Annotated in this window: 20 protein-coding genes; 19 read left to right on the top strand and 1 reads right to left on the bottom strand. The window is 49.9% G+C overall.

Annotated features, from left to right (window positions below):
- Positions 1-44: 44 nt before the first annotated feature.
- The 19 genes from DWZ45_RS13000 (at position 45) to DWZ45_RS12910 (ending at position 25,427) form a co-directional block, all read left to right on the top strand.
- The gene (locus DWZ45_RS13000; protein WP_022360015.1) at positions 45-1,328 is read left to right on the top strand and encodes a DUF5711 family protein; all 1,284 of its coding nucleotides are present in this window, start codon (positions 45-47) and stop codon (positions 1,326-1,328) included.
- Between the two features lie 46 nt (positions 1,329-1,374).
- Positions 1,375-3,360 carry a transketolase gene (tkt, locus tag DWZ45_RS12995; RefSeq protein ID WP_118469382.1) on the top strand — a complete coding sequence of 662 codons (1,986 nt, stop codon included), beginning with the start codon at positions 1,375-1,377 and terminating at the stop codon, positions 3,358-3,360.
- 229 nt (positions 3,361-3,589) lie between these two features.
- Positions 3,590-4,534, top strand: a complete 945-nt coding sequence (locus tag DWZ45_RS12990) for an ROK family glucokinase (protein WP_118469381.1) — start codon at positions 3,590-3,592, stop codon at positions 4,532-4,534.
- Between the two features lie 372 nt (positions 4,535-4,906).
- Positions 4,907-6,571, top strand: a complete 1,665-nt coding sequence (locus DWZ45_RS12985) for a putative manganese-dependent inorganic diphosphatase (protein WP_118469398.1) — start codon at positions 4,907-4,909, stop codon at positions 6,569-6,571.
- 94 nt (positions 6,572-6,665) lie between these two features.
- Positions 6,666-6,941 carry a type II toxin-antitoxin system HicB family antitoxin gene (locus DWZ45_RS12980; RefSeq protein ID WP_107001743.1) on the top strand — a complete coding sequence of 92 codons (276 nt, stop codon included), beginning with the start codon at positions 6,666-6,668 and terminating at the stop codon, positions 6,939-6,941.
- A 12-nt stretch (positions 6,942-6,953) separates the two neighbouring features.
- On the top strand, positions 6,954-7,640 hold the full coding sequence (locus DWZ45_RS12975) for a flavin reductase family protein (RefSeq protein WP_338126573.1): 687 nt from the start codon (positions 6,954-6,956) through the stop codon (positions 7,638-7,640).
- The gene (locus tag DWZ45_RS12970; protein ID WP_022360009.1) at positions 7,637-8,173 is read left to right on the top strand and encodes a shikimate kinase; all 537 of its coding nucleotides are present in this window, start codon (positions 7,637-7,639) and stop codon (positions 8,171-8,173) included. Before DWZ45_RS12975 ends, DWZ45_RS12970 begins: the two co-directional genes overlap by 4 nt.
- Before the next feature lie 196 nt (positions 8,174-8,369).
- Entirely contained in the window at positions 8,370-9,650 is a 1,281-nt protein-coding gene (locus tag DWZ45_RS12965; RefSeq protein ID WP_107001742.1) for a DUF1576 domain-containing protein, read from the top strand.
- Positions 9,651-9,751: 101 nt separating this feature from the next.
- Entirely contained in the window at positions 9,752-11,431 is a 1,680-nt protein-coding gene (locus DWZ45_RS12960) for a potassium/proton antiporter (protein WP_118469380.1), read from the top strand.
- Positions 11,432-11,586: 155 nt separating this feature from the next.
- Positions 11,587-12,138, top strand: a complete 552-nt coding sequence (locus DWZ45_RS12955) for a TetR/AcrR family transcriptional regulator (protein ID WP_181357261.1) — start codon at positions 11,587-11,589, stop codon at positions 12,136-12,138.
- A 360-nt stretch (positions 12,139-12,498) separates the two neighbouring features.
- The gene (locus tag DWZ45_RS12950; protein WP_227589701.1) at positions 12,499-13,620 is read left to right on the top strand and encodes an efflux RND transporter periplasmic adaptor subunit; all 1,122 of its coding nucleotides are present in this window, start codon (positions 12,499-12,501) and stop codon (positions 13,618-13,620) included.
- Positions 13,617-16,667 carry an efflux RND transporter permease subunit gene (locus DWZ45_RS12945; RefSeq protein WP_107001739.1) on the top strand — a complete coding sequence of 1,017 codons (3,051 nt, stop codon included), beginning with the start codon at positions 13,617-13,619 and terminating at the stop codon, positions 16,665-16,667. The genes DWZ45_RS12950 and DWZ45_RS12945 overlap by 4 nt, the downstream gene beginning before the upstream one ends.
- Positions 16,668-16,755: 88 nt before the next feature.
- Positions 16,756-17,415: a TetR/AcrR family transcriptional regulator gene (locus DWZ45_RS12940; protein ID WP_107001738.1), complete on the top strand. Its 660-nt coding sequence runs from the start codon at positions 16,756-16,758 to the stop codon at positions 17,413-17,415.
- A gap of 2 nt (positions 17,416-17,417) precedes the next feature.
- On the top strand, positions 17,418-18,659 hold the full coding sequence (locus tag DWZ45_RS12935; RefSeq protein WP_181357260.1) for a TolC family protein: 1,242 nt from the start codon (positions 17,418-17,420) through the stop codon (positions 18,657-18,659).
- Positions 18,660-18,770: 111 nt separating this feature from the next.
- On the top strand, positions 18,771-19,979 hold the full coding sequence (locus tag DWZ45_RS12930; protein ID WP_118469379.1) for a TolC family protein: 1,209 nt from the start codon (positions 18,771-18,773) through the stop codon (positions 19,977-19,979).
- 313 nt (positions 19,980-20,292) lie between these two features.
- A complete protein-coding gene (locus DWZ45_RS12925) occupies positions 20,293-21,720 on the top strand; it encodes an amino acid permease (RefSeq protein WP_107001735.1) in 1,428 nt (475 codons plus the stop codon).
- Positions 21,717-23,030, top strand: a complete 1,314-nt coding sequence (locus DWZ45_RS12920; RefSeq protein ID WP_347475388.1) for a M18 family aminopeptidase — start codon at positions 21,717-21,719, stop codon at positions 23,028-23,030. Before DWZ45_RS12925 ends, DWZ45_RS12920 begins: the two co-directional genes overlap by 4 nt.
- A 309-nt stretch (positions 23,031-23,339) precedes the next feature.
- On the top strand, positions 23,340-24,104 hold the full coding sequence (locus DWZ45_RS12915) for a carbon-nitrogen hydrolase family protein (RefSeq protein WP_022359566.1): 765 nt from the start codon (positions 23,340-23,342) through the stop codon (positions 24,102-24,104).
- 12 nt (positions 24,105-24,116) lie between these two features.
- Positions 24,117-25,427 (top strand): cytosine permease, encoded by a 1,311-nt coding sequence (locus DWZ45_RS12910; protein ID WP_118469378.1) that lies wholly within the window; start codon positions 24,117-24,119, stop codon positions 25,425-25,427.
- Between the two features lie 130 nt (positions 25,428-25,557).
- On the opposite strand, the gene DWZ45_RS12905 is transcribed toward DWZ45_RS12910, so the two are convergent.
- A partial coding sequence (locus DWZ45_RS12905; protein WP_147353114.1) for a LysR family transcriptional regulator substrate-binding protein occupies positions 25,558-26,079 on the bottom strand: 522 nt, incomplete at its 5' end.

Genomic DNA, 26,079 nt, shown 5'->3' with positions numbered 1-26,079 from the left:
TAGTGTATAATCAAGATGGCAGTCCAGCTACAGGAGATAAAAAAATGAGTGAGATGAACCCGATTGAACGGGAACAGAAGAAAAAGCAGCTGAGAGGGCGTGTGATCGACACCGCCACGCAGGACATGTTTCCCCGCCGGGGCATAAGCCACGGGGAAAATGAGGAAGAGGTGGCGGAGAAAGCCGAGCGCCATTCCAGACGGAAACGTCTCCGCAGGGTGCTGACGGCGGTGTTAATCGCGGCGCTTTTGGCGGCTGGTTTTATGTATTATAAAGATAACCATGCCTACACGGACTATACGGTAGCGTGGGAAAAAGAGATTGCGGCGAGTGAGAGCAGCACGACGGAATTTGTTCCATTTGGGGAAAATGTCCTGAAATATACGAAGGACGGAGCTTCCTATCTGGACAAGTCCGGCAAGGCGGTCTGGTCGATGAGTTATGAGCTGAAATCACCAATCTGCTATGTCAACGGCGATTATGCCGTGATCGGGGACCAGCAGGGCAATGATATTTATATTGTGGACAAGACCGGAAGCCAGGGACAGGCGACGACGCTTCTGCCGATCCTGCGCGTCAGCGTATCGGCATACGGCATCGTGGCGGCGCTGGTGGAGGACAGCAATGCTTCGTATGTGACCTTTTTCAAGAAAGACGGCAGCGAGCTTGACTGGGCGATCAAGACGGTTATGTCGGGAAATGGTTACCTGATGGACGTTTCCTTATCGCCGGATGGTACGCAGGTCATGCTTTCTGACCTGTATCTGCAGGACGGGGCACTCAAAAACCGGATTGTATTTTACAATTTCTCCGAATATGGAAAGAATTATCCAGACCGTCTGGTCGGAGGTTTTGATGAGCTGGGAGACAGCATCTGTCCGCGCGTCCGGTTTCTCGATGAGGATCACGCGTGTGCATTTGCGGATGATCAGGTGGCATTTTTCTCTTTGGAAAATGTAACAAGCCCGGCGCTGGTGCGCCAGGCGGAGATCGACGGGGAAGTCCGCGGCGTGGCATGGTCGAAGGACTATGTGGCGGTCATCTCGGACAACACCGAGGGCGGAAGTGAGAGCCGTTTGAGCATGTTTAAATCCGATGGAACCGCTATGGGTACGGCAGATTTCTCGTATTCGTGGCGTAACATAAATATACAGGGCGATTTCGTCATCCTAAATAACGAAAATTCCTGTCGGGTCTACAGTCTGTCCGGCAAGGAGCGGTTTGCCGGGGAGTTTGATTTCTCTGTGGCGCAGGTAACACGCGGCCGCGCGTTCAATTCACTGATTATCAGCGGCGGCGACCGGATGCGCGAGATCCGCCTCAAATAACACACGTTTAGTTTTTAAAATTAAGATACATAGCAGGAGGTTACTTATGAATCAGATTGACACATTATCCGTAAACGCGATCCGGATTTTATCCGCAGACGCAATCCAGAAGGCAAATTCCGGTCATCCGGGACTTCCGCTGGGATGTGCAGCAGCGGCTTATGAACTGTGGGCACATCATATGAACCATAACCCAGCCAACCCGAAGTGGGAGAACAGAGACCGTTTCATCTTATCCGGCGGTCATGGTTCCATGCTGCTTTACTCTCTGCTGCACCTGTTTGGCTACGGAAATCTTTCCAAAGAAGATCTGATGAACTTCCGCCAGTTAGATTCCAAGACTCCGGGACATCCGGAATATGGTCATACCGTTGGCGTTGAGGCGACGACCGGTCCGCTGGGCGCAGGTATGGGTATGGCAGTCGGCATGGCGATGGCTGAGGCACATCTGGAAAGCGTATTCAACAAAGAAAATTATCCGGTAGTTGACCATTACACCTATGTATTGGGCGGCGACGGATGTATGATGGAAGGCATTTCCTCTGAGGCATTCTCTCTGGCAGGTACCCTGGGACTTTCCAAGCTGATTGTTCTCTATGATTCCAACCGCATCTCCATCGAGGGAAGCACCGACATCGCATTCCGTGAGAATGTACAGGAGCGTATGCAGGCATTTGGTTTCCAGACGATCACGGTAGAAGACGGCAATGATATCGACGCGATCGGCAAGGCGATCGAGGCTGCAAAGGCAGATACCGAGCATCCGTCCTTTATCACCATCAAGACGCAGATCGGCTTCGGCTGCCCGGCAAAACAGGGCAAGGCGAGCGCACACGGCGAGCCGCTGGGCGTGGAGAATGTGGAAGCACTCAGAAAGAACTTAAACTGGCCGAGCGAAGAGCCGTTCTTCGTACCGGAAGAGGTATACAAAAACTACTCCGAGATCGCAGAGCAGAAGGCAGAGGTAGAAGCTGCATGGAACGTGATGTTTGCCGCTTACTGCGAGGAATATCCGGAGATGGAAGCGCTCTGGAACCAGTATCACAATGCAAAGGCGGGCGAGGCGCTGAAAGATGACGCCGGATTCTGGGCAAAACAGGAGAAACCGGAAGCAAGCCGTGCGATCTCCGGACGCCTGATCAACTACATCAAGGATGTTCTGCCGAACCTGTTTGGCGGTTCTGCTGACCTGGCACCGTCCAACAAGACCAACATGAAGGATGCGGGCGACTTCTCCAAGGAGGACAGAGCTGGACGTAACCTGCACTTCGGTGTCCGCGAACTTGCGATGGCAGCGATCGGAAATGGCATCATGCTGCACGGCGGTCTGCGTGCGTATGTATCGACCTTCTTTGTATTCAGTGATTACTGCAAACCGATGGCAAGACTGTCTGCACTGATGGGCGTGCCGCTGACCTATGTATTTACGCATGACAGCATCGGCGTTGGCGAGGATGGACCGACCCATGAGCCGATCGAGCAGATGGCAGCGCTGCGTGCGATGCCGAACTTCCATGTATTCCGCCCGTGTGATGCGACCGAGACAGAGGCAGCTTGGTACAGTGCTGTTACTTCCGAGCACACACCGACCGCACTGGTGCTGACCAGACAGAATCTGGAGCCGATGGCAGGCAGCAGCCGTGAGGCATTAAAGGGCGGCTACATCATCGACGACTGCGAGGGCACACCGGAGTTAATTCTGATTGCCAGCGGTTCCGAGGTAGCTCTGGCGGTTCATGCAAAAGAGACTCTGGCAGCAGAAGGTCAGAAAGTCCGCGTTGTATCCATGCCGTGTATGGATCTGTTCGAGGAGCAGAGCGAGGAGTACAAGGAATCCGTACTTCCGAGAGAAGTACGCCGCCGTGTAGCAGTAGAGGCGCTTGGAAGCTTCGGCTGGGACAAGTACACCGGCTTAGACGGCAAGATCATCGCGATGGAACGTTTCGGCGCCAGCGCACCGGCAGGGCTTCTGTTCAAGAAGTTCGGCTTTACCGTTGAGCATGTGGTAGAGGTGGCTAAGAGCCTGAAATAATGCTGATTTTGGTAAAAAAATAAGATAAAAGACAGGCACCTGTCTGTCGGTAGAAAAGAATGCGGTACCGCTTAAGCAGAAATGCGCCTTTCTCCGGCAGGCAGGTGTATTTTGCTTTCCAAACCTTGCAAAACGGGGATGCATTGCGTATAATAAGAGCCAGCGCAGAAAAAAGATGAGGGCATAGAAGAAAGGCTGCCAGTGCAGCCGTAAGGGAAGGGATCCAGACATGGAAAAAAAATGTATTGGGATAGACGTCGGCGGAACGACGGTTAAGATTGGTATTTTTGAGACGGACGGAACGCTTGTTTATAAGTGGGAGGTTCCGAGCCGCAAGGAAGAGAATGGGGCGTACATTCTTCCGGATGTAGCCGCTTCGATCAGGAAGAAATTGAACGAGCGGGGAATTCCGATGGATGCCGTGATCGGCGCAGGCATGGGATTTCCGGGACCGGTGCAGCCGGATGGCTATGTGGAGGTCTGCGTCAACTTAGGATGGCGCGATCTGAACCCGCAGAAGATTTTGAGTGAGTTATTAGATGGAATGCCGGTCCGCTCCGGTAATGATGCTAATGTGGCGGCGCTCGGCGAGATGTGGCAGGGCGGCGGCAAGGGCTGCCATGATATCGTGATGGTGACGCTGGGAACCGGTGTCGGCGGCGGCGTGGTACACGATCAGAAGATCGTTGCAGGACGCCACGGACTGGGCGGCGAGATCGGTCATATCCATATCCGCGAGGGCGAGAAAGAAACCTGCAACTGCGGCGGACACGGCTGCCTGGAACAGGTAGCGTCCGCGACCGGTATCGCCAGGGAAGCGAGACGGAAGATGGTGGCAAAGCCGGATGCGTCGGTGATGCGTGCCTACGGTGATGCGATCACCGCAAAAGATGTGCTGGATGCGGCAAAAGCTGGGGATTCACTGGCGCTGGAGGTTATGGACACCGTGTGCTATTATCTCGGATGGGCGCTGGCGACTATTTCGATGACCGTGGATCCGGAGATTTTTGTCATCGGAGGCGGCGTGTCAAAGGCGGGGACTTTTTTAACGGATTGGATTGACCGCTATTACCGTGAATTGACCCCGATCTCTGAGAATAAGGGCGAGGTTCGCCTGGCAACATTGGGAAATGACGCAGGTATCTATGGGGCGGCGAGACTGATCTTAGATTAGGCGCCTTGTTTTGAGTGACAGAGTGCAGGGTAAATGGTCTGGACGTTTGAAGGAAATAGAGATAGAAAAACGTCCAGATATGACGAAAATATGCTGTAGACAAGAGGAGACCCCGGAGCGGTCAAGCATCCGGGGCAATTATGAAAAATCTATGTGCAAAATTACTATAAAACAAATTTAAAAAGTGAAATCTTTTATGCTTTTAGTATAAAAATAAGATATGAATAAAATATGAACACCGTGTAAACAGATTATGAAAATTGGCGATTTTGTACAAAAAAGTTTCATGAATCAGAGGTTTCTCTATCAAAACAGAGGATAGAAAGAAAAATGGCAGAATTTGCAGCGCACGGTGCGAATCAGGAGGAAAAAATGGCAGCAGAAAAAGCAAAGAAAACGATTGTAATTGGACATAAAAACCCGGATACGGATTCGATTTGTTCTGCAATCGGCTATGCGAATTTCAAAACACTTCAGACGGGCGGCGAATATGTACCGTGCCGTGCCGGAGAACTGAACCCGGAGACAACCTTCGTACTGGATTACTTTAAGGTAGCTGTGCCGAAACTGATTAAATCCGTCAAAACGCAGGTCAAGGATATTGAGATCCGCGAGACTCCAGGTGTTTCCAAGAATATTTCCCTGAGAAAAGCATGGAACCTGATGCAGGAGGATGGTCTGGTAACACTTCCGGCTGTTACCGATAAGAATATACTGGAAGGTCTGATCACAGTCGGCGATATTACCCGTTCTTATATGAATGTATACGACAGCAGCATTCTTTCCAAAGCATGCACCCAGTATGCAAATATCATCGAGACCCTGGAGGGCGCGATTTTTGTTGGCGATGAGAAAGAGTACTTTGATAAAGGAAAAGTCCTGATTGCGGCAGCTAATCCGGATATGATGGAATATTATATTGAAGAGAACGACCTGGTTATCCTCGGCAACCGCTATGAGTCACAGCTGTGCGCGATCGAGATGGGTGCAAGCTGTATCATCGTGTGTGAGGGCGCTGGCGTTTCCATGACGATCAAAAAACTGGCACAGGAGCGCGGCTGTACCGTCATCACAACTCCGTATGATACCTACACGGCAGCCCGTCTCATTAACCAGAGTATGCCGATCAGCTATTTCATGAAGACTGAGAAGCTGATCACCTTTGATACAGATGATTTCATCGATGATATTAAGGATGTGATGGCAAGCAAGCGTTTCCGTCATTTCCCGGTACTCGATAAAGAAGGCAAATACAAAGGCCTGATTTCCCGCCGTAACTTACTGGGTGCGCGCGGCAAGAACGTGATTCTGGTCGATCACAATGAGCGCGGCCAGGCGGTAGACGGCATCGAGAATGCCAATATCCTGGAGCTGATTGACCACCATCGTCTGGGTACTGTGGAGACAGTCGGACCGGTCTTCTTCCGTAACCAGCCGCTCGGCTGTACGGCAACAATCATCTTCCAGATGTACCGCGAACAGGGGCTGGAGATCGACAAGACCATCGCAGGTCTGCTCTGCAGTGCGATCATCTCCGATACGCTTCTGTTCCGTTCTCCGACCTGCACACCGATGGATCGGGCAGCAGCGGTTTCTCTGGCTGAGATGGCAGGCATCAAGCTGGATGAGTTCGCAAACCAGATGTTTGAGGCAGGCAGCGAGTTAAAGGGCAAGAGCGATGCAGAGATTCTGTATCTGGATTTCAAGAAATTCTCAGCTGGAAAGACAAACTTCGGCGTCGGTCAGATCAACTCCCTGAATGCAGAGGAGCTTGGAAAGCTGAAGAACCGTATGCTGCCGTTTATGGAGAAGGCGCGTGAGGACGAAGGTCTGGATATGCTCTTCTTCATGCTGACGAATATCCTGACGGAGACGACCGAACTTCTCTGTGTTGGACAGGGGGCGGCACAGGTTGTGGCAGATGCGTTCCACGTAGGTGATGCAAATGAAGAGCTGAAGCAGACGGCAACACTGCCGGGCGTTGTTTCCAGAAAGAAACAGCTGATTCCGGCACTGACAGTGACACTGGAGCAGTAAATCAGGTGACAGTGCGCGGACGGGATTGTTTCATACGGAAAATCCAGTGATAGTTCGTGCAGGGCAGGAAGGTCGGACGGAAAGGAAGGATACCATGACATTTGTATATCCGGCGGTTTTTACGCCTAAGAAAGATGGAAAAGGGTATGATGCATATTTCCCGGATTTGGAGTGCTGCGAGGCGGAAGGTCCGGATCTGGAGGATGCGGTGGAAAATGCGCGGGAGGCAGCGTACAACTGGATCAGCCTGGAGCTGGAGGAAGAGGGCGATCTGCCGGCACAGACGCATATCGATGATATGAGCCTGCCGGAAGGAAGCATGGTGAAACAGATCATGGTCCGGATCAAACTTCTCCCGGACAACGATTAAGAGGATATAGGGATGGCACAGAAGAGAGCGGCTGGAAAGCCAGAAGAGCGTCGCCGGGGAGGAGCAAGGCAGAACCCGGAAGGACAGTTGAAAAAACGGATGGAGATCCGGAACACTCCGGGACCGCGCGCCCAGTGGAAGCCGGGCAATATGATTTATCCGGTTCCGGCGGTGCTGGTCACAGTGGCGGACTGCGAAGGAAACAGCAACATCATCACGATTGCCTGGACGGGCACGATCTGTACGAACCCGCCGATGGCGTACATTTCGGTGCGCCCGGAGCGCTATTCTTACCATATGCTGCGGGAGAGCGGTGAGTTTGTCATCAACCTGGCGACGGAGTCGATGGCGTATGCGACCGATTACTGCGGCGTCCGCTCCGGCAGGAATGTGGATAAATGGAAGGAGACAGGGCTCACACCGGTTCCGGCGCAGACGGTGAAGGCGCCGGTGATCGCCGAAAGCCCGGTCGCGATCGAGTGCCGGGTGACCGAAGTCAAGGAACTGGGGTCACATCATATGTTTCTGGCAGAGGTAACGGGTGTCAGCGTGGACGAGCAGTGGCTCAACGAGCGCGGCAGCCTGGAGCTTGCAAAGGCGGAACCGATTGTGTATTCGCATGGCGGCTATTATGGGCTTTCAGAGCTTCTTGGAACATTTGGATGGAGTGTAAAGAAAAAGAAGAGGTGCCAAAGATGAAAAATAATGTAACCCTGATTGGTATGCCGTCCGCAGGAAAGAGCACGGTCGGAGTGCTTTTAGCAAAGAGACTGGGCTATTCCTTTATAGATGTGGATTTGCTGATTCAGGAACAGGAAGGTAAGCGTCTGCGCGAGATCATCGAAGAACAGGGACTGGATGGATTTCTCGATGTGGAGAATCGCGTCAACGCGGGGGTGGAAGCCGAGCAGGCGGTCATCGCACCGGGGGGCAGCGTGATCTACGGAAAGGAAGCGATGGAACATTTAAAATCCATCGGACTGGTTGTCTATCTGAAAATTACTTATGACGAGCTGGTAAAACGCGTCGGCGATGTCAAGGACCGCGGCGTGGCGCTGAAAGACGGCATGACACTTCTGGATCTCTACCATGAGAGGATCTCGTATTTTGAGAAATACGCAGACATCACGATCGACGAGGAAGGTAAAGAGCTGGGGGCGGTGGTTGATGAGCTGCGCGAAATATTGGAAGAGCGCGGTTATGTGCTGGGAAGTGCGCCGGAGGAAGAGTAACAATTTCACATGAGAATGGGGGCAGCCGGTTCTGTCGGACGGGTTTCATAACGGGTTACAGTGAGAAAAAAATCAGTTGCAAAACAGTTGAAAATCCAATACAATAGAATAGTAACCATTTTTATAGAATGTTAACAGTCGGGGGTGCAAAGATGCGGAATCTTTTTTGCATCCCTTTTTTGAAAGGTGTGCGTATATGACTACAGTGAAATCTCTGTCCAGAGAGATGAAATTCTTTCTTCTGGCACTGATTCCGATCTATTTCATTTCAGTGGGGCTGATTATACAGCCGTTTGACTCCATTGTGACTGGTATCTATGAAATCATAAGGGAACCGGATTTCCTGATCACCGATTATATTGCGGTCGGCGGCATGGGAGCCGCGTTTGTCAATGCCGGGATGATGGCGCTTATCAGCATCTACTTTGTCTATAGTCTTGGGATGGAGATGGACGGGCATACGATCACATCCTGCTGTCTGATGTTTGGATTCTCTTTGTTCGGAAAAAATCTGATGAATATCTGGGCGATTTTTCTGGGTGTATTTCTCTATGCAAAATATCATAAAATGCACTTATCCAACTATATTTATGTCGGCATCTACGGAACGAGCCTGTCTCCGATCATCACACAGCTGATGCACGTGGTGGAGCTGCCGCTCTGGCAGCGCTTCTGTGTGACGATTCTGGTGGGAATCTGTATCGGATTCGTGCTTCCACCGCTCGCGACGCATTCCCACTATGCCCATAAGGGATATTCCCTTTATAATGTGGGATTTGCCTCTGGCATCATTGCGACGGTCCTGGTCTCCACGTTTAAGTCCTTTGGAATTGAGACGGAGGCGCGTCTTATCTGGTCCTCCGGCAATGATGCGATGCTTTTAGGGCTGCTATTTGTCCTGTTTGCAGGCATGTCGGTGGTGGCAGTGCTGTGGCGCGGAAAAGATACGCTTTTAGGGTATGAAAAACTCCTTGCGACAACGGGAATCGGCGGTACCGATTACCTGCTGGAATTGGGCGGTGCGGTGACGCTTCTCAACATGGGACTCAATGGTCTGTTTGCGACCTTCTTTGTGCTGGCAGTCGGTGGAAACCTAAATGGACCGACGATCGGCGGAATCTTTACCATCGTTGGATTCAGTGCGACTGGAAAACATTTGCGGAATATTTTCCCGATCATGGCGGGCGTCTGCATTGCGAGCACCGTCCGGGCGTGGGATATCACGAATCCGTCGGCACTTCTGGCGCTGCTCTTTTCCACGACGCTGGCGCCGATCGCCGGAGAGTTTGGAATTTTATGCGGCGTGTTAGCCGGTTTTCTGCACGCGTCGGTGGCGCTCAATGTCGGGATCGTGTATGGGGGCATGAACCTCTATAACAATGGATTTGCGGGCGGTATCGTCGCAATGTTCCTGGTGCCGGTGATCCAGTCGATCCGCGACCGGAGGGCGCGGGCGAAGGGAGATCTGTCGCTGTAAGATTTCCTCTTTTTAATGGAATCTTAACACGAAAGAGGCATAGAGATATTGTATCATTATAAAAACACCACATTTATGATACCTACTAAACATAGAAAGGAATGATACATATTTCAACTTCATTTGCGCTTCTGGTCGTAGCGATTATTATCCTTGTCTGCATCGCGGGAAGCCGTCTTTCGGGGCGGCTGGGGGTGCCGACGTTGTTTATTTTTATTATGCTGGGAATGCTGTTTGGATCGGACGGTATTTTTAAGATTCCATTCGGCAATTTTGCACTGGCGGAACAGGTCTGCTCGGTGGCACTGATTTTTATCATGTTTTACGGCGGGTTCGGCACGCGCTGGAGTGAGGCGAAGCCGGTCGCGGGGCGGTCGATTTTGTTATCCTCGGTGGGTGTAGTGCTGACGGCGCTTTTGACCGGCCTGTTCTGTCATCTGGTGCTTAAGATGGCACTGATGGAAGGAATGCTTCTCGGCGCAGTTCTTGGATCGACCGATGCGGCATCCGTGTTCTCGATCCTGCGTTCGCGCAAGCTGAACCTCAAATACGGCACGGCATCCATGCTGGAGTTAGAGAGCGGAAGCAACGACCCGTTTGCGTACATGATGACGGTGATTCTGCTGTCTGCGATGACGGGGAGTGTGAGCGGCGGTTCGGCGGTTCTGCTTTTGATCCGCCAGCTCGCATTCGGGCTTTTGACCGGCGCGGCGATCGCGTTTCTGGTGACATGGCTTTTAAAGCGGTATGCCTTTTATGGCGAGGGATTTGACACGATCTTTGTCTTTGCGGCGGCAATCATTTCCTACGCGCTTGCATCCCAGATTGGCGGAAATGGCTACTTAAGTGTGTATTTGACCGGTATTATCCTCGGAAATCAGGAGCTGAAGAACCAGAAAGCGCTGGTTGGCTTCTTTGATGCGTTTACCGGTATGATGCAGATGCTTCTGTTTTTCTTACTGGGACTTCTGGCGTTTCCCTCGCAGATGCCGTCGATCGTGCTTCCGTCGATCGCAATCGCATTGTTTTTAACATTTGTGGCGCGTCCGGCGGCGGTTGGCTTGCTGCTCGCGCCGTCGAAATCGCCGATCGGGCAGTATCTGGTTATTTCCTGGGCGGGTCTGCGCGGTGCGGCATCAATCGTATTTGCGATCATGGCGACGCTCAGTGAGGGATATATGAAATATGATATATTCCACATTGTGTTCTGCGTTGTTTTATTTTCCATCATTTTTCAGGGTTCGCTGCTTCCGAAGGTGGCAGAAAAATGTGACATGATTGACAACTCGACCGATGTCATGCGGACGTTCTCGGACTATACGGGCGATATGCAGATTCAGTTCGTGCAGCTTCCGATCGGGGACAATCATCCGTGGAAAAACCGTAAAATCTGTGAGATCGAGATGCTTCCGGGTATGTTAATCACAGTGATCCGGCGCGGCGCGCAGACGATTGTGCCCAAAGGACAGACTGTAATTCAGGAAGGGGATACCGTCGTCTTGGGTGCAGAGGGCTTTACGGACAGCCAGGGAATCCTTTTAAAAGAGATTTTGATGACACCAGATCACCGCTGGTGTGGTAAGAAGATCGCGGAGGCGCGCTTCTATAAGAATACGATCATTGTGATGATAAAGCGGGGCAGCCAGATCATCATTCCAGACGGCGGTACGCAGATACTGGAAGGCGACCGGGTGGTTGTATACTCGCAGAAACTGCCGCAGGTGGAAGGGCGTGTGAAACACGAAATCGGACCGGCCGTATCGGCTGCTGTTCACAAGTAAGCACGTTTTCTTACGGCACTTTCGGTTCCAAAAGTGCCTATCCGTGAACAGTAACGCGGATTCATAGTAGGAACATGGAAATTTCAGGCAATACTTGCAGTTTGTTGAATTATAAACTATACTTAAACAACAACGGTTTGCCGGAGGAAAAGAGTATGCAGCAGGGAAATACGAAGGAACGGATTGTAGAGGCTTATATCGAGCTGGAGTCGGAAAGACCGGTCGAGAAGATCACGGTCACGGCGCTGGTCGAGCGGAGCCGGATCACAAGAAAAACATTTTATTATTACTTTAAAGATATATATGATTTGATGGAATACCGGATGGAACGCGAGATGAAGCGCGTCATGGAAGAGACGATGAGCCAGCCAGATCCGGAGAAGGCGCTGACACAGCTGTATATGTATATCATGGAAAATCAGAAGCATATCAGGGCATTGTCCGAGTCGGTACAGTTCATGGCGCTGCGCCGTCAGATGGGAGAAAAGGTGTACCAGTATTTTTATAACCATCTGGAGCGGATTGGTATGTTTAAGAACCTGACGATGCCGGAGGCGGCGATGGCGGTGCAGATCATCATTTTCTCGGTTATGGGAGTTGCGTTTGACGCGCCGTTTAAGGATGAGGCGGATGTGAAGGAGCGCGTCGCCACGTTCATGAGCGTGATCCGCAAATGCACCGGGCGTGACCCTATGCAGGTCCGTTAGGAAAGCAGGTTTCCGGCAGTTTTGAGAATTATTGTAACTGTTCAGTAGGTCTGCGCGTGACTGTGAAGGTACTGAACAGTTACGAATTATTATCAATTAGAAAATGGAACAAGGAAACGCAGGAGGAATCAGCGGTATTTGGTTGGTTTTTTCTGCGTTTTTGCTGTCATGTACCCGGAAAAAACGGTCAGCGGCAGGAGAATTCGGGTGCCATGAAAAAAAGATGAACATGGATAGATACATTTTGGCGAATTTGTGTACACACCTGTCCGAACTTGGGAGTGGCAAAGTGTATACGAGATGAGTAAAATATAGACTGAGAAAAATTTTTACCAAGAACAAGCATAGATGGAGGAAATTATGAAAAAAAGAGGAAAGATTCTGGCGCTGGCTGCGATTGTAGTTGTTGGCGCTGTCGTTTTGTCCCGATGCGGTCATAAGAATACGGCGGTGGAATATGAATCCCGTCCAACCGTAAGAGTAGAAAATCCGGTTCGTCAGGACATCAGCTTGTACACGGATCTGACCGGACTGGTAGAGCCGCAGTCCCGCGCGAGCGTCATGCCGAAGATGAGCGGCGAGGTGCTGGAGGTTTACTTCCAGGCGGGTGATACGGTCCAGGCAGGGCAGGCGCTGTGCAAGATCGATTCCGACGCGTTGACAGCGTTAAAGCTACAGGTGGATGCGGCTTCCGTTGCCTTAAAGAATGCGGACAGCAATTTAAGCCGTACCCAGGCGCTCTTTGCTGATGGTTTTGTCTCCCAGGAGGCGATGGAGCAGGCACAAAACAGCGCACAGAATGCGAAGATTTCCTATGAATCTGCGAAGAACCAGTACGATCTGCAGGTGAAATACACGACCGTGACGGCGCCGATCGACGGTGTGATCGAGTCCCGGAGCGTCGAGCCGCATGATCATGTATCTCCGGCAGGCGAGATCTGCACGATCTCCGGTGCCAGCCAGTTACAGGTTAAATTCGGCATCACCGAGAAGATCCACCAGACGATGGAGTTGGGCGACAGCGTGACGCTGGAGAAAAATGGTGCGGATTACACCGGTACTGTAACCGAAATCGGATCTATGGTCAACGAGAGCAGCGGCCTTTATGACGCGCGTGCGATGGTGCCGGATGCAGCAGGTCTTACGAATGGTTCTCGCGTAAAAATGACGGTTATCATGGACCATGTCAGCCAGGTGCTGACCGTTCCGGTCGATGCAGTCAGCTATGACAACGGTGCCCCGTTTGTATATCTCTATGAGGATGGAAAAGCGGAGAAGACCGAGATCGAAGCAGGTATCTATGACGATGAAAATATGGAAGTAAAATCGGGTCTGACGAGTGACAGCCAGGTCATCGTGAGCTGGAGCAACGAGCTGGTGGATCAGGGAGAAGTCCTGTTAGCACAGGATACCGATGGCGCGCAGACAGACGGAAACAATGAGACAGCAGCGGAGACGACAGAGGCAGGTGACAAAGAATGATTCGACTGACAAAACTCGCACTGCGGCGTCCGGTTACCATCATTCTCTGTCTGATTACCATCGCGTACTTCGGCCTTCAGTCCGTCATGGGCATGAAGCTGGAACTGACGCCAGAGATGGAGATGCCGATGTTAATCATCGCTACGGTGTATCCGGGAGCCAGCCCGGAGGACGTAACCGATCTGGTTACCAAGAAAGAAGAAGATGCGATCACATCATTGGACTCGGTCGATAAGGTACAGTCCATTTCCCGTGAAAATGTATCGATCGTCATTGTCCAGTATGAGTACGGTACCAACATGGATACCGCATACATTAACCTGAAAAAGGCGATAGATGGCATTCAGAGCGATCTGCCGGACGATGCCAACGATCCGAATATCATGGAGCTGGATATCAACTCGATGGCGACGGTTACGCTGGCAGTCAGCGGCGACGCTGATCAGAACCTTTATACATATGTAGATGACAAAATTGTTCCTGAGTTTGAGAAATTAAGCTCGGTCGGCGAGGTTTCGATTGCCGGCGGTCAGGATAGCTACACCCGCGTGGAACTGATTCCGGAAAAACTGGCACAGTACCACCTGAATATGAATACGGTTGCACAGTTAGTCGGTGCCGCCGATTTCACGATCCCGGCGGGCGATGTCCGGGTTGGAAAACAGGATCTCGACGTCAGTGTCGGCAACGAATTTAAGAGCACGGAAAGTCTGAAAAATGTCGTACTTCCGCTGGCAAACGGTGAGACGATCCATCTTTCTGATATCGCAAATGTCTATGAGGCGCTGGAGGATGCAAGCTCGATCGGACGTTACAATGGCGAAGATGTTATCTCCCTGGGAATCAAAAAACAGCAGAGTTCCACCGCGATCGAGGTTTCCAACCAGGTAACCAAGAAGGTGCAGGAAATTGAAAAGCAGTATCCGGGTCTTAAAATCACCGTGGTAGATGATGCCAGTGACACGCTGAAACAGTCTTTAAGCAGCGTAATCCAGACCCTGATCCTGGCGATCATCCTGTCCATGATCATTCTGTTCTTATTCTATGGCGATTTGCGTGCGTCGGTCATCGTAGGTACGTCCATTCCGATCTCCGTTGTATTGGCGATCATTTGTATGGCGGCGATGGGATTCTCAATGAATATTATTTCCCTGACGTCGCTCGTTCTCGGTGTAGGTATGATGGTTGATAACTCGATCAACGTCCTCGACGGATGTTTCCGGGCAAAGGAAAAACTGGATTTCTATGATGCGGCGCTGGAAGGTACGCGCACGATGATCGGCTCGATCACCGGCGGTACGCTGACAACCTGTGTTGTATTTATTCCGCTTCTGATGTTAAATGGTATGTCTGGACAGCTCTTTACACAGCTCGGGTACACGATCATTTTCTGTATGACGGCTTCCTTATTCTCAGCAGTCATCATCGTGCCGCTCTGCTATATGTTCTGGCATCCGGTTGAGAAGGATCATGCGCCGGCAGGACGTATAATCAAAGGCATCCAGGGCTGGTATCGCAAGCATATGCCGCATGTCATCAAGCGCTATGCGCTTGTATTCGGAACGACTGCAGTGCTGGTTGTCCTGTCCATCCTCATGGCGTCCAGACTGAACCTGGAGCTGATGTCTTCGATCGATGAAGGTATCGTCACGATGACGATCAAGACGAAACCGGGTTATTCGGTATCGGCGATCCGTGACACTGTGCTCGATCTGGAAAATATGGTAGAGACAGACGAGGATGTGGATCATTACCTGATGACATATGGAAACAGTGGTGTCAGCATGACTTCCGGAAGTGATGTGACGCTGAATGCCTACTTAAAAGATAAGAGAAAACTTTCCACGGACGAGGTTATCGAGAAGTGGAGATATGCGACACAGAACTACGTTGATGCGACCATTACCTTGGAACAGGGCAGCAGCAGTATGAGCAGCAGCATGAGCAGCGGTGATTCAATTGAGGTGGATCTGCAGAGTACCGATTACGACACCCTAAAGAAGGCAGCGGATGATCTGGTAACTGAGCTTCGCAAGCGCGAGGATGTTATGCAGGTACATTCTTCTGTTGAGAATGCGGCGCCGGTTATCAAGGTAAATGTGGATCCGGTTAAGGCAGAGGCAGAGGGACTGACCCCGGCCAGCATCGGTTCGATGGTATACAGTAATTTAAGCGGTGTGAAAGCGGCGACGATCTCCGTCAACGGCAATGATCAGGACGTGAAGGTAGAATTTGCGCCGGATCGCTACGATTCCATCGCGAAACTGCAGGGCATGATGATCACGACGGCGACGGGTAATACGCTTCCGCTGGAGGATCTGGCAGAGATCTACTACCAGGATAGCCCACAGGAGATTTCACGAAAAGAGAAACAGTACCAGGTATCGATCACGATGCAGGCACAGGCAGATTATAAGAAGACGGCTGAAAAAGATGTCAAGAGCTTCGTGCAGAACTGGGAATTCCCGTACGGCGTTGAGATGGCGACCAATAGCCTGGATGAGTCGATGGGCGAGGAGCTTTCCGCGTTGGGAATGGCGCTTGTCACAGCGATCTTTCTGATTTTCATTGTCATGGCGATCCAGTTTGAGTCCCCGAAATTCTCCCTGATGGTTATGGCAACGATCCCGTTCAGTTTGATCGGTTCCTTTGGATTCCTGTTTCTGGCGGACTGCCCGATCAGTATGAACTCCATGCTTGGTTTCCTGATGCTGGTCGGTACGGTTGTAAACAACGGTATTTTATACGTGGATACGGTGAACCAGCTGCGGATGGAGATGCCGTTAGACGAGGCGCTGGTAGAAGCCGGTGCGATCCGTGTACGCCCAATCTGCATGACGACACTGACGACCATCATTGCGATGATCCCGAACTGTCTGGCATTTGGTAAGGCGGGCAAGATGATGCAGGGCTTAGCGCTTGTAAACGTCGGCGGTCTGGTTGCGGCGACGATCCTGACGCTGGTACTGCTTCCGTCCTTCTACCGGGTGGTTTATAACATGGGAAAAGGCAAAGAAGATGAGTATGATAAGCTGGACTGCGACTAAGGAAAAGCAGGTTAAGCAGTGAATCTGTCAGGCGGCGGACCCGGGGCGGGGAAGCTGCCTGTACGGATAGAAAAAGGGGGAGAAGAAGATGCCGTCGGAACGATTTAAGCGATTGCCGGAGGAAAAACAGAAGAAAATCCGGGACGCGTGTATGGCTGAATATACGCGGACAACGATAGAAAAAGCATCGCTCAACCGTATGATAGAAGATGCCGGGATCTCCCGGGGCAGTTTTTATACGTATTTTGACAGTAAATGGGATGTTTTAGGATATCTGTGTGAGAGTTTTATCAATGAATTTTATGAGTGCGGCGTGCGCTGCCTTGAAGAGGCGCAGGGGGACATCTGGGAGATGTTAGGGCAGTTTTTAAACGGTTCGCTTGCCCTGTGCCGCGATGAGAGACGCACCGATTTCATCCGCAACATCATGGAGTGCAGCAGCCGCGAGGCGCTGATCTTTGATATATTCAGCTCCGATCCGGACAGTCCACGCGCCGTGCGTGGACGGAAGCTGGAACGTGCCGCCTATGAGTCGTGCGTGGGAAAATCCTTGCGGAAGATGGGCTGGGAGGAATATATGAGTTTTTTCCGCATGGCGATGATGGCGATCGCGATGGAGATCAAGAGCTTTCACGACGGAGTTCCGGAAAACCGTATCCGGGAACGGTTTGCCCTGACACTCGGCATCCTGAAACGGGGCGCTGGGATAGAATCGGGAGCGGGCGCGCAGAGCGCCGAAAGGAAATGAAGATGAGTAAGATGAAGAAAAACAGGAAAAAACTGTTTGCCATTCTTTTACAGGCGGCGTTAGTCAGCACGGCTATGACGATGCCGGCATATGCGGCTAAAACGCCGGGGATCGGCTCAGATGCGCTGGTTGGCGACGATGCGACCGGTCCGGTGCTGACGGGCGGCAATACCGAGGTGGAGGAGGAAACTTCCCCGTACACCAAAGAACAGCTAGAGGATGGGACGCTGGAATATGGCGAGATCGCATGGCGAATCGAGGGGTACAACAGCACGTACTTAAACCTGCGTTCCCAGCTCTACAGCCAGACGACCAGCCAGTCGGCGGGAACTGCCCTGGCGGCAGAGGCGAGCGCCCTCATGGAAGATGCGATGGACCTGAAGTCCGACGATATGGATGCGGAGACGAGAGAGCTGTTTGAGGGCTACAAGGCGGCAGCGAGAGAGCTGCGCAAACAGGGGGCAAAGCTTACGAACAAGGAGCTTTCCGGCACCTATGCCCGGACCCTGCGTCAGACAAAGAATAAGTTAGTCAAGGCGGTGCAGAACTTGCTCATCCAGTATGAGGAACTGCTCCCGCAGGTGGAAACAGCGAAAAAGAATGTGGAAATGTGCCAGGTAAATGCCGATGCCGCACAGAAGATGCAGGCGCTCGGCCGTGCTTCCGCGCAGGAGGTCCTGACGGCGCAGAAGGCGCTGCAACAGGCCAATTCCAGCGCCCAGCAGGCAGAAAACGGGGCATTGCAGCTCAAACAGAATATTTTAATGCTACTTGGATTTGGCGCGGATGCGCCGGTAACCTTTGCGGATGTGCCGGTTCCGGATGCGTCCCGGATCGCGGCAATGGATCTGGGTACCGATACACAGGCGGCAGTCAGTGCGAATTATGATCTGATGTCGGTACGTGCAAATAAGGCAACGGGTTCTTCCAACCGTACGGTCAAAAAAAGAAACGTTGCTTATACCGAGGATTCGGTGGCGATCACAATCCAGAACCTCTATGCGGCGGTAGTATCCAAGAAGCAGGCGTATGACAGTGCAGCAGCCGGATATCAGGCGGCCGCGCAGAGTTACGAGGCGGCAAAGCGCCAGAACGCACTGGGAATGCTCTCAAGAGCCAATTATTTGGGGCTTGAGTGTTCCTGGCTCAGCAGCGTGGCATCGTATAAGACCGCCGAGCTGGAATATACCAAAGCGGTGGAAAATTATGAGTGGGCAGTTAGAGGCCTGATTGTAAGCAAGTAGTTCGTCAGGAATTTGCCGTATTTAAATGCGAAGCCACGGCAAATTCCGTTACTGGACACGTATGCGTGAACCGTAACGTGAATGGGAACAGAAAGGAAGTAGGAACCGGAAATGAAACATAGAAGAAGGAAAACGGCGCTTCTGAGCGCAGCGGCAGCAGCGGTTCTGGCATTGCAGGGATCATTTGCGGCGCTGGCTGCCAGCCCGCAGTTCGCCTACGATGCGGATACATGGGCGAAGCTTCAGGACAATGTGATGGAATACAGCGAGCTGCCGTATCTGGTACAGGAGTACAACCCGACGTATTTAAACAACCAGACAACCTATCAGGCAGGACGCGATACAAAGAATGCGAAGGAAGTGCAGGATAAGCAGTACAATCAGGCAAATGACCTGTATGACAGCGCGGATAACCTGCGGGATCAGGCAGACCAGATTGAGGATTATCTGGCAGTGCCGGGCATGGCAAGTGCGTATGCCAGCCTGATGTCTGCATCGGTGATGGTCGAGCAGAATGCATTAAAAACGCAGCAGTCGGCCGATGCCTCCTACCGCGACAGCGAGATGGACCGTCTGGACTATATGAACAGCCAGGATGCGGTCGTGGTACAGGTAGAGGCAGCGTTTGCGGCGTATAATCAGGTCAAAAAGACAATTCCGCTGATGGAGAAATCGCTGGAACTGCAGGAACTGACACTGCAGATGACTCAGAAACGCCAGCAGCTCGGTCAGGCGACCCAGATTGATGTGTTAAATGCACAGAAATCGCTGCAGTCGCTTCAATCCACATTGACACAGACGAAAGCGGGGCTTCAGACCCAGCACCAGCAGCTCTGCGTCCAGACCGGCTGGACCTATGACGCGGAACCGGATATCCAGGATCTGCCGCAGGCGGATCTTGGACGGATCGCGGCAATGAACCTGGCGGCGGACACACAGACGGCGCTCCAACAGAACCTGTCCTTACAGTCCAATAAGCGCGGCTATGCCAATATGGCAGAAGGTTCAGCTGATAAGAAAAACATGGACCGCACCATCAAGAACCAGGAGCAGACGATCCGCTCCAGTATGCAGACACTCTACAACGACATCATGCAGAAGCAGACAGCCCTGCAGCTTGCCGATGCGTCTCTGGCAGCAGAGACGCAGGCGATGAATGCGATGCAGAAGAAGCTGGAGCTTGGCATGACGACCCAGATGGAGTACAAGAGCGAGGAAGTCTCCGTACTGGAAAAGCAGATCGATAAGGAGACAGCTAACATGAACCTGCAGCAGGCGATCGAGACGTATGAGTGGGCGCTGAAAGGTTACATGAAGTAGGGACAGAAGTTAAGTTTCTGGCACTTCCTCTGCGCGGGGGTTAACGTGGCGCTGGAGGAGCTGTGTATATCGAAAATGATATAATAAAATATTTATAAAACAAGAGGCAAAAAGCGGCGTTTTCTTTCGAATCGCCGCTTTTTTTGGGGAAAAAATAGGTGCATATTGTATGGATTTAACAAAAAATAGCCACAAACTACAGAATACTACCGATTCGGACTGGAAAATACTGGGTTAATAAAAAAATACTTTTGACAATTAACGCAGCATAGAAAATAAAAAAGATACTTTCAGTAAGGAGAGAAAATAAGATATGAACAAATCACAACAAAACAAAATCAAGTGGTATATGCTTTCCTTTATGTGTTTCTCCACCCTCTGGGGATTTGGAAACGTTTTAAATGGTTTCGTATACTTCAATGGAACACAGGTTATCTTCTCCTGGATTCTGATGTTCGCACTGTACTTTGTACCGTACGCACTGATGGTCGGAGAGCTTGGTTCCGCATTTAAGAATTCGGGCGGCGGTGTCAGCTCCTGGATTCATGAGACAACCGGCGCGAAGGCTGCATACTACGCAGGTTGGACCTACTGGGCTTGCCATGTCACCTACATCGCATCGAAGGGATCCGGCGGTCTGAAAGCGCTGAGTTGGATGATTTTCCAGAACGCAGAGAAGTATGCGTCCTTTAACACGAAAGCGGTTCAGTTAGTTACCTTTGCGGTACTGCTGTTCTTCTGCTGGGTTGCAAGCCGCGGCTTAAACCCGTTAAAGAAACTGGCTACCCTGGCGGGAACCAGTATGTTTGTCATGAGTATCCTGTACATTCTGCTGATGTTTGCTGCACCGGTCATCAATCCGAACGGTGGTTACCTGTCGGTGGATTTCAGCTTGAAAAACCTGATTCCGCATTTTGATTGGAAGTATTTCAGCAGCTTGTCCATCCTTGTATTTGCAGTCGGCGGCTGTGAGAAGATCTCCCCATATGTAAACAAGGTAGAGGATCCGTCCAAGGGATTCCCGAAGAGTATGATTTTTGCAGCGATCATGGTAATCGTCTGCGCGATCTTCGGTACAATCGCGATGGGTATGATGTTCGATGTATCCTTGGTTGAGGCTAATTTTGACTCTTACAATGCGAATGGACAGTACTGGGCATTCCAGAAACTGGGTGAGTATTACGGCGTTGGAAACCTGATTATGATCATTTATGCAGCCTGCAACGCGATCGGCCAGTTCTCGACGCTGGTAGTCAGCATCGATGCACCGCTTCGTATGCTGCTTGACAACGAGGATGCGCGTCAGTTCATCCCGACCAAGCTCTTAAAGAAAAACAAATTTGGCGCTTACGTCAATGGTATCTGGATGGTAGTCATCCTGTCCGGTTCCATCATTCTGGCTCAGGTTCTGGTTCCGAATGCGGATACGGTTCTGCGCCAGCTGACACAGCTTAATTCGGTTACCATGCCGATGCGTTATCTGTGGGTATTCTTTGCGTACTTCATGCTTCGCAAACATTCAGATAAGTTTGAGCGCGAGTATCGTTTTGTGAAGAACAACGGAGTGGCACTGGGCTTTGGCGCATGGTGCTTTATCCTGACCGCAGCCTGCTGCTTATTAGGTATGTACAAACAGGGTGATCTGTACACAACCATGCTGAATGTCATCACACCAGTCGTTCTGGTAGCACTGGGACTGATTTTACCGGCGATTAAGAAGAGAGAAGGGAAGTCTGCATGATGAATGCTGCGAAGGAATTATTGACTTTTATTGAGAACAGCCCGAGTATGTTTCATTCGATTGAGACGATCAAGGGAATGCTGGATGAGGCAGGTTTTACCTATCTGCCGGAGAGAACTTGCTGGGACGTGAAGCAGGGCGGAACGTATTACACGATCCGCAACCATTCCAGTATCATTGCGTTCCGCGTCGGAAAGGAACTGGGCGATTACCATTTCCAGATGTGCGCCTCCCACAGTGATTCACCGACTTACAAGATCAAGAATGTACCGGAGTTAAATGGTCCGGGCGAGTATCTGCGCCTCGATGTGGAAGCATACGGCGGCATGATCGACAACACCTGGTTTGACCGCCCTCTGACCGTTGCAGGCCGTGTACTGGTAAAAGACGGTCAGGGCGTGAGCGCGAGACTTCTGTACATCGATAAAGACCTGCTCATCATTCCGAACGTAGCGATTCATTTCAACCGTGAGGTGAACAATGGATACAAATACAACCGTCAGGTTGATTTATGCCCGCTGTTCTCTGCCGGTGAGCTGAAAAAAGGCGCGTTTGACGCGATGATTGCGAAAGAGCTTGGTGTGGCAGCGGAGGACATTTTAGGGAAGGATCTCTTCCTTGTAAACCGCCAGCCGGGTACGATCTGGGGGTATGCGGACGAGTTCGTTTCCAGCCCGAAACTGGACGACTTACAGTGCGCTTACGTTTCCATGAAAGCATTCCTGGAGGCGAAGAATGAGCGCGATGTCAGCGTATACTGCTGCTTCGACAATGAGGAGGTTGGTTCCAATACGAAGCAGGGGGCGATGTCCACCTTCTTACAGGATGTCCTGCACCGCATCAACGGCGCACTTGGCAAGACGCCGGAGGACTACTATCAGGCAGTTGCCGGTTCTTTCCTCGTAAGCTGCGACAACGCACACGCCGTTCACCCGAACCACGGGGAGAAGACGGATGCAGTCAACTGCTCCTGGATGAACAAAGGTATCGTCATCAAGGAGAGCGCGAACCAGAAATACACCACGGACGCATTCAGCCGTGCAGTATTTACCAATATCTGCAATGAAGCTGGTGTACCGGTTCAGGCATTTGCAAACCGCAGCGACAGCGCAGGCGGTTCCACACTGGGCAATCTGTCCAATACACAGGTCAGCGTCCATGCGGTAGATATCGGTCTTCCGCAGCTTGGTATGCACTCCTGCTACGAGACAGCCGGTGTGAAGGATGTGGAGTATGCAATCAGTGCTCTGACCAAATTCTATCAGACCAATCTTCAGATTGAAGGCGCTGAGAGCGCAATGTTTGAATAGTTTTAGGATTGCGAAAGTGCGAAGCACATAGCAATCCGGTATCAAAATATAGTAAAAGCCCCGGAATCACAAAACTCCGGGGCTTTTACTATATTTTTATATCTAAATGACGACAGACTTGAATTCAGACTATAGTCGGTATAATGACGATTTATTACTTTATAAAATAATATGATTTTATTTTGTTTGATTTGCGTGATAAAATCAAGAAAAGAAACGTAATTTCGTGAGTAAGTATGAAAATGAAAGGAGAAAAGGATCGAATATTTGGATTAAATTGAAAAAAAGTAAGTTTAAAAAGGAGGACATATGTTAAAGCTAGGAATTATTCAATTATCTATCCAGGAAGGAAATATCGAAAAAAACTGTGCTCATATAGAAGAACTTGTTAGAAACCATTCTTCTGACGACATAGATCTTCTTTGCTTTCCGGAACTTTGTATCAGCGGATACAATTTTGAAAAGGCCATAATTTCAGATAGGGAAGCACTTTTTTTCTCAGAGCTTGCCAGTAAATATAAGATAGCAATCATGGCCGGAATTAATAAAAAAGAGGGAAACCAGCATTATGATGTTGCCTGTATTTGGGATGAAACAGGAACACTTTTGGGAGAGTACAAAAAAATTCATTTATGGGATAAGGAAAATGATTTTTTTGCGAAAGGAGAAGAGCTGGTTACGGTTTCGTTTAAAGGCTGGACAATTGGATTGTTAATTTGTGCGGATTTTGGATTCTCAGAATTGGCAAAATCTTTAGCATTAAAAAAGAACGCAGATGTGATTATGTATCCGAGCGCGTGGAATCCGGGTTGGGATTATCTGTTTTCCGGATGCAGCAGTATAAGAGCAGCAGAAAACCAGGTTTATACGGTTGGATTAAACAGGGCATCCGGGGACGTGGAGTATTGTGGTAATACAACTGTTTCGAATCCGGATGGAACAACGCTTGCCAGATTATGCACATCAGAAGAATCCTACACACGTGTTGTGCTCAAAAAGGAATGTTTGGAGAAAGCGAAAGAAACCATCCCGTGGAGATTAATGAGACGTGAAGAAGTTTATAACAAAATATAGGAAGGAGATTGTATGGGAAAAGAATTAGAAAAAGAAAAAACGGTGATTATAGATGATCCGATGACCCCGGTACCGCTAAATCAACGGCAGCATTGGACAGCACCGGCATTTATTTTCGGAGGCCTTGAATTCAGTGTCACCTTGTTGATGATAGGTTCTACATTAATAGGCGCATTTGGCTTAAAAGGAATCATACCGGTTGTACTGTTCACTTTCATATGCTTAACATGGGTAGGAAATGCTATCAGTGGATATATGGGAGCCAAAACAGGTCTTTCCTCTTCCGTAATTGCAAAACAAGGATTTGGCGACAAACAGGCAAAATTTATTATCGCACTAGTTATCGGTGTTATCAGTATGGGCTGGTGGGCCGTTCAGACATCGGTAACAGGCAATGCGTTTTGTGCAGTTTTGGGAATTGACTATACAGTTAATCGAACTGCCTGGATGATTACCACCATTGTCGCAGGAATATTGTTCGCAATTCCTTCTGTTATTGGATATTCATCTATGAAATGGACGGATTATTTTGCGGTTCCTGGTGGAATTCTTCTGTGCATTGTTGGTATTTACCTGGCATTAAAGAACATTGGATGGTCGAACATTATTAGTTACGAAGGAAGCGGTGAGATTTCATTTGCTGCCGGTGTGACGATGATACTTGGCATGAATGTATCGCAGTTTGTTATTTCTGCTGATTATACAAGATATGCAAAACCGTGTTGGAAGGATAATATTTTAATTCCGATTGGAATTGTTGCAATTGGTATTCCGCTTCTTTTTATTGGTGCCATCATGGGAGCAGGAAATGGAACTGCAGATATTGTTGCAGTTATGGAAAACTTAGGATTTCCTATCTGGGGATTTATTGTTCTTTGGCTTGCTGCCTGGACCAGTCAGCTTGTAAATAACTATACAATGGGACTTTCTTTCTCCAATATGCTGAATATAAAAACAAATAAAGGAAGAGCGATTGTAACGGCCGCAGGTACATTTTTATCACTTCTTCTTTGTTTTACGGGTATTCTGGAAAATTTACAGAAACTGCTTAGTCTGGCTGCTCTTCTTTATCCGGCCATTGCAGGGGTTATGTTTGTTGATTTCTTCCTCAGAAAGGGAGTGTGGGAAGATAAGCAGGGATGGAATTTTATGGCTACAATTGCAATGATTGTGGGAATTGCAGTTGGCTATATTACAACCTATGTTGTAGTAATTGGAATTCCGCCGGCACAATCTCTGATTATAACCGGTATTACCTATTATGTAATAATGAAGGTGAAGGCAAAGGTAGCACCTGATAAATTTACAGAGGGAATTAATTAAGTTAAGATATGCAATAGAAGTATGAAAAGCTTATACATAAGTGTCGACAGCCGCTTCGCGATCAATAAGATTGCGGAGCGGCTGTTTTGCCATAGGAAACCTCGTTCTATGTGCCATGGCACATTTCTTCTTATAAATTCAGATCTCCCAGACTGGCAAGATAATGTTTGCATATATCCAGGAATTCCCTGTTTTTTTCAGCGAAAAAGCTGTTCTTCATCCATACATAGTTAATGAAGGTTTTGCTTTTAAAATCGTTAATAAAAATCTGGCTCATAACACCGCGATCCAGTTTTTTCTGTACGACAAACTTGTATACAAATGAGAGACCAACATTTTCAATGACAAGATTATGAACGGTATTGATGGTTCCGACTTCTACAAAAGAGGCGAAATTATGTATGTCCTGATTGTAACCGTGAAGAATAGAACGCAGATTGAGATAGGATTTTGAACCTTCTTCTCTGAAAATCAACCGATAGGGATGTAATTCTTTAAAATCTACGGTTTTTCCGGCCAGCGGATGAGTGGGAGCGCAGATGCAGATGATTTCAGACTCGAATAATTCGTGGCATTCATATTCTTCCGGTGGACAGTAAGTATCCACAATACAAGCCTGGATTCTTCCGTTTGCTAATTGAACTAACAAGTC

The sequence above is a fragment of the Clostridium sp. AF32-7AC genome, from assembly GCF_003477925.1.
GTDB lineage: Bacteria > Bacillota > Clostridia > Lachnospirales > Lachnospiraceae > Otoolea > Otoolea fessa.
This window is presented reverse-complemented; position numbering and strand designations above follow the sequence as displayed.

What these genes read in the sequence shown, in the direction of transcription:
- DWZ45_RS12970 (WP_022360009.1), top strand. Translation starts at nt 7,637, where the DNA reads ATGAAAAATAATGTAACCCTGATTGGTATGCCGTCCGCAGGAAAGAGC.
- DWZ45_RS13000 (WP_022360015.1), top strand. Translation starts at nt 45, where the DNA reads ATGAGTGAGATGAACCCGATTGAACGGGAACAGAAGAAAAAGCAGCTG.
- DWZ45_RS12940 (WP_107001738.1), top strand. Translation starts at nt 16,756, where the DNA reads ATGCCGTCGGAACGATTTAAGCGATTGCCGGAGGAAAAACAGAAGAAA.
- DWZ45_RS12945 (WP_107001739.1), top strand. Translation starts at nt 13,617, where the DNA reads ATGATTCGACTGACAAAACTCGCACTGCGGCGTCCGGTTACCATCATT.
- DWZ45_RS12980 (WP_107001743.1), top strand. Translation starts at nt 6,666, where the DNA reads ATGACATTTGTATATCCGGCGGTTTTTACGCCTAAGAAAGATGGAAAA.
- DWZ45_RS12950 (WP_227589701.1), top strand. Translation starts at nt 12,499, where the DNA reads ATGAAAAAAAGAGGAAAGATTCTGGCGCTGGCTGCGATTGTAGTTGTT.
- DWZ45_RS12925 (WP_107001735.1), top strand. Translation starts at nt 20,293, where the DNA reads ATGAACAAATCACAACAAAACAAAATCAAGTGGTATATGCTTTCCTTT.
- DWZ45_RS12910 (WP_118469378.1), top strand. Translation starts at nt 24,117, where the DNA reads ATGGGAAAAGAATTAGAAAAAGAAAAAACGGTGATTATAGATGATCCG.
- DWZ45_RS12915 (WP_022359566.1), top strand. Translation starts at nt 23,340, where the DNA reads ATGTTAAAGCTAGGAATTATTCAATTATCTATCCAGGAAGGAAATATC.
- DWZ45_RS12965 (WP_107001742.1), top strand. Translation starts at nt 8,370, where the DNA reads ATGACTACAGTGAAATCTCTGTCCAGAGAGATGAAATTCTTTCTTCTG.
- DWZ45_RS12955 (WP_181357261.1), top strand. Translation starts at nt 11,587, where the DNA reads ATGCAGCAGGGAAATACGAAGGAACGGATTGTAGAGGCTTATATCGAG.
- tkt (WP_118469382.1), top strand. Translation starts at nt 1,375, where the DNA reads ATGAATCAGATTGACACATTATCCGTAAACGCGATCCGGATTTTATCC.
- DWZ45_RS12935 (WP_181357260.1), top strand. Translation starts at nt 17,418, where the DNA reads ATGAGTAAGATGAAGAAAAACAGGAAAAAACTGTTTGCCATTCTTTTA.
- DWZ45_RS12990 (WP_118469381.1), top strand. Translation starts at nt 3,590, where the DNA reads ATGGAAAAAAAATGTATTGGGATAGACGTCGGCGGAACGACGGTTAAG.
- DWZ45_RS12930 (WP_118469379.1), top strand. Translation starts at nt 18,771, where the DNA reads ATGAAACATAGAAGAAGGAAAACGGCGCTTCTGAGCGCAGCGGCAGCA.
- DWZ45_RS12975 (WP_338126573.1), top strand. Translation starts at nt 6,954, where the DNA reads ATGGCACAGAAGAGAGCGGCTGGAAAGCCAGAAGAGCGTCGCCGGGGA.
- DWZ45_RS12985 (WP_118469398.1), top strand. Translation starts at nt 4,907, where the DNA reads ATGGCAGCAGAAAAAGCAAAGAAAACGATTGTAATTGGACATAAAAAC.
- DWZ45_RS12960 (WP_118469380.1), top strand. Translation starts at nt 9,752, where the DNA reads ATGATACATATTTCAACTTCATTTGCGCTTCTGGTCGTAGCGATTATT.
- DWZ45_RS12920 (WP_347475388.1), top strand. Translation starts at nt 21,717, where the DNA reads ATGATGAATGCTGCGAAGGAATTATTGACTTTTATTGAGAACAGCCCG.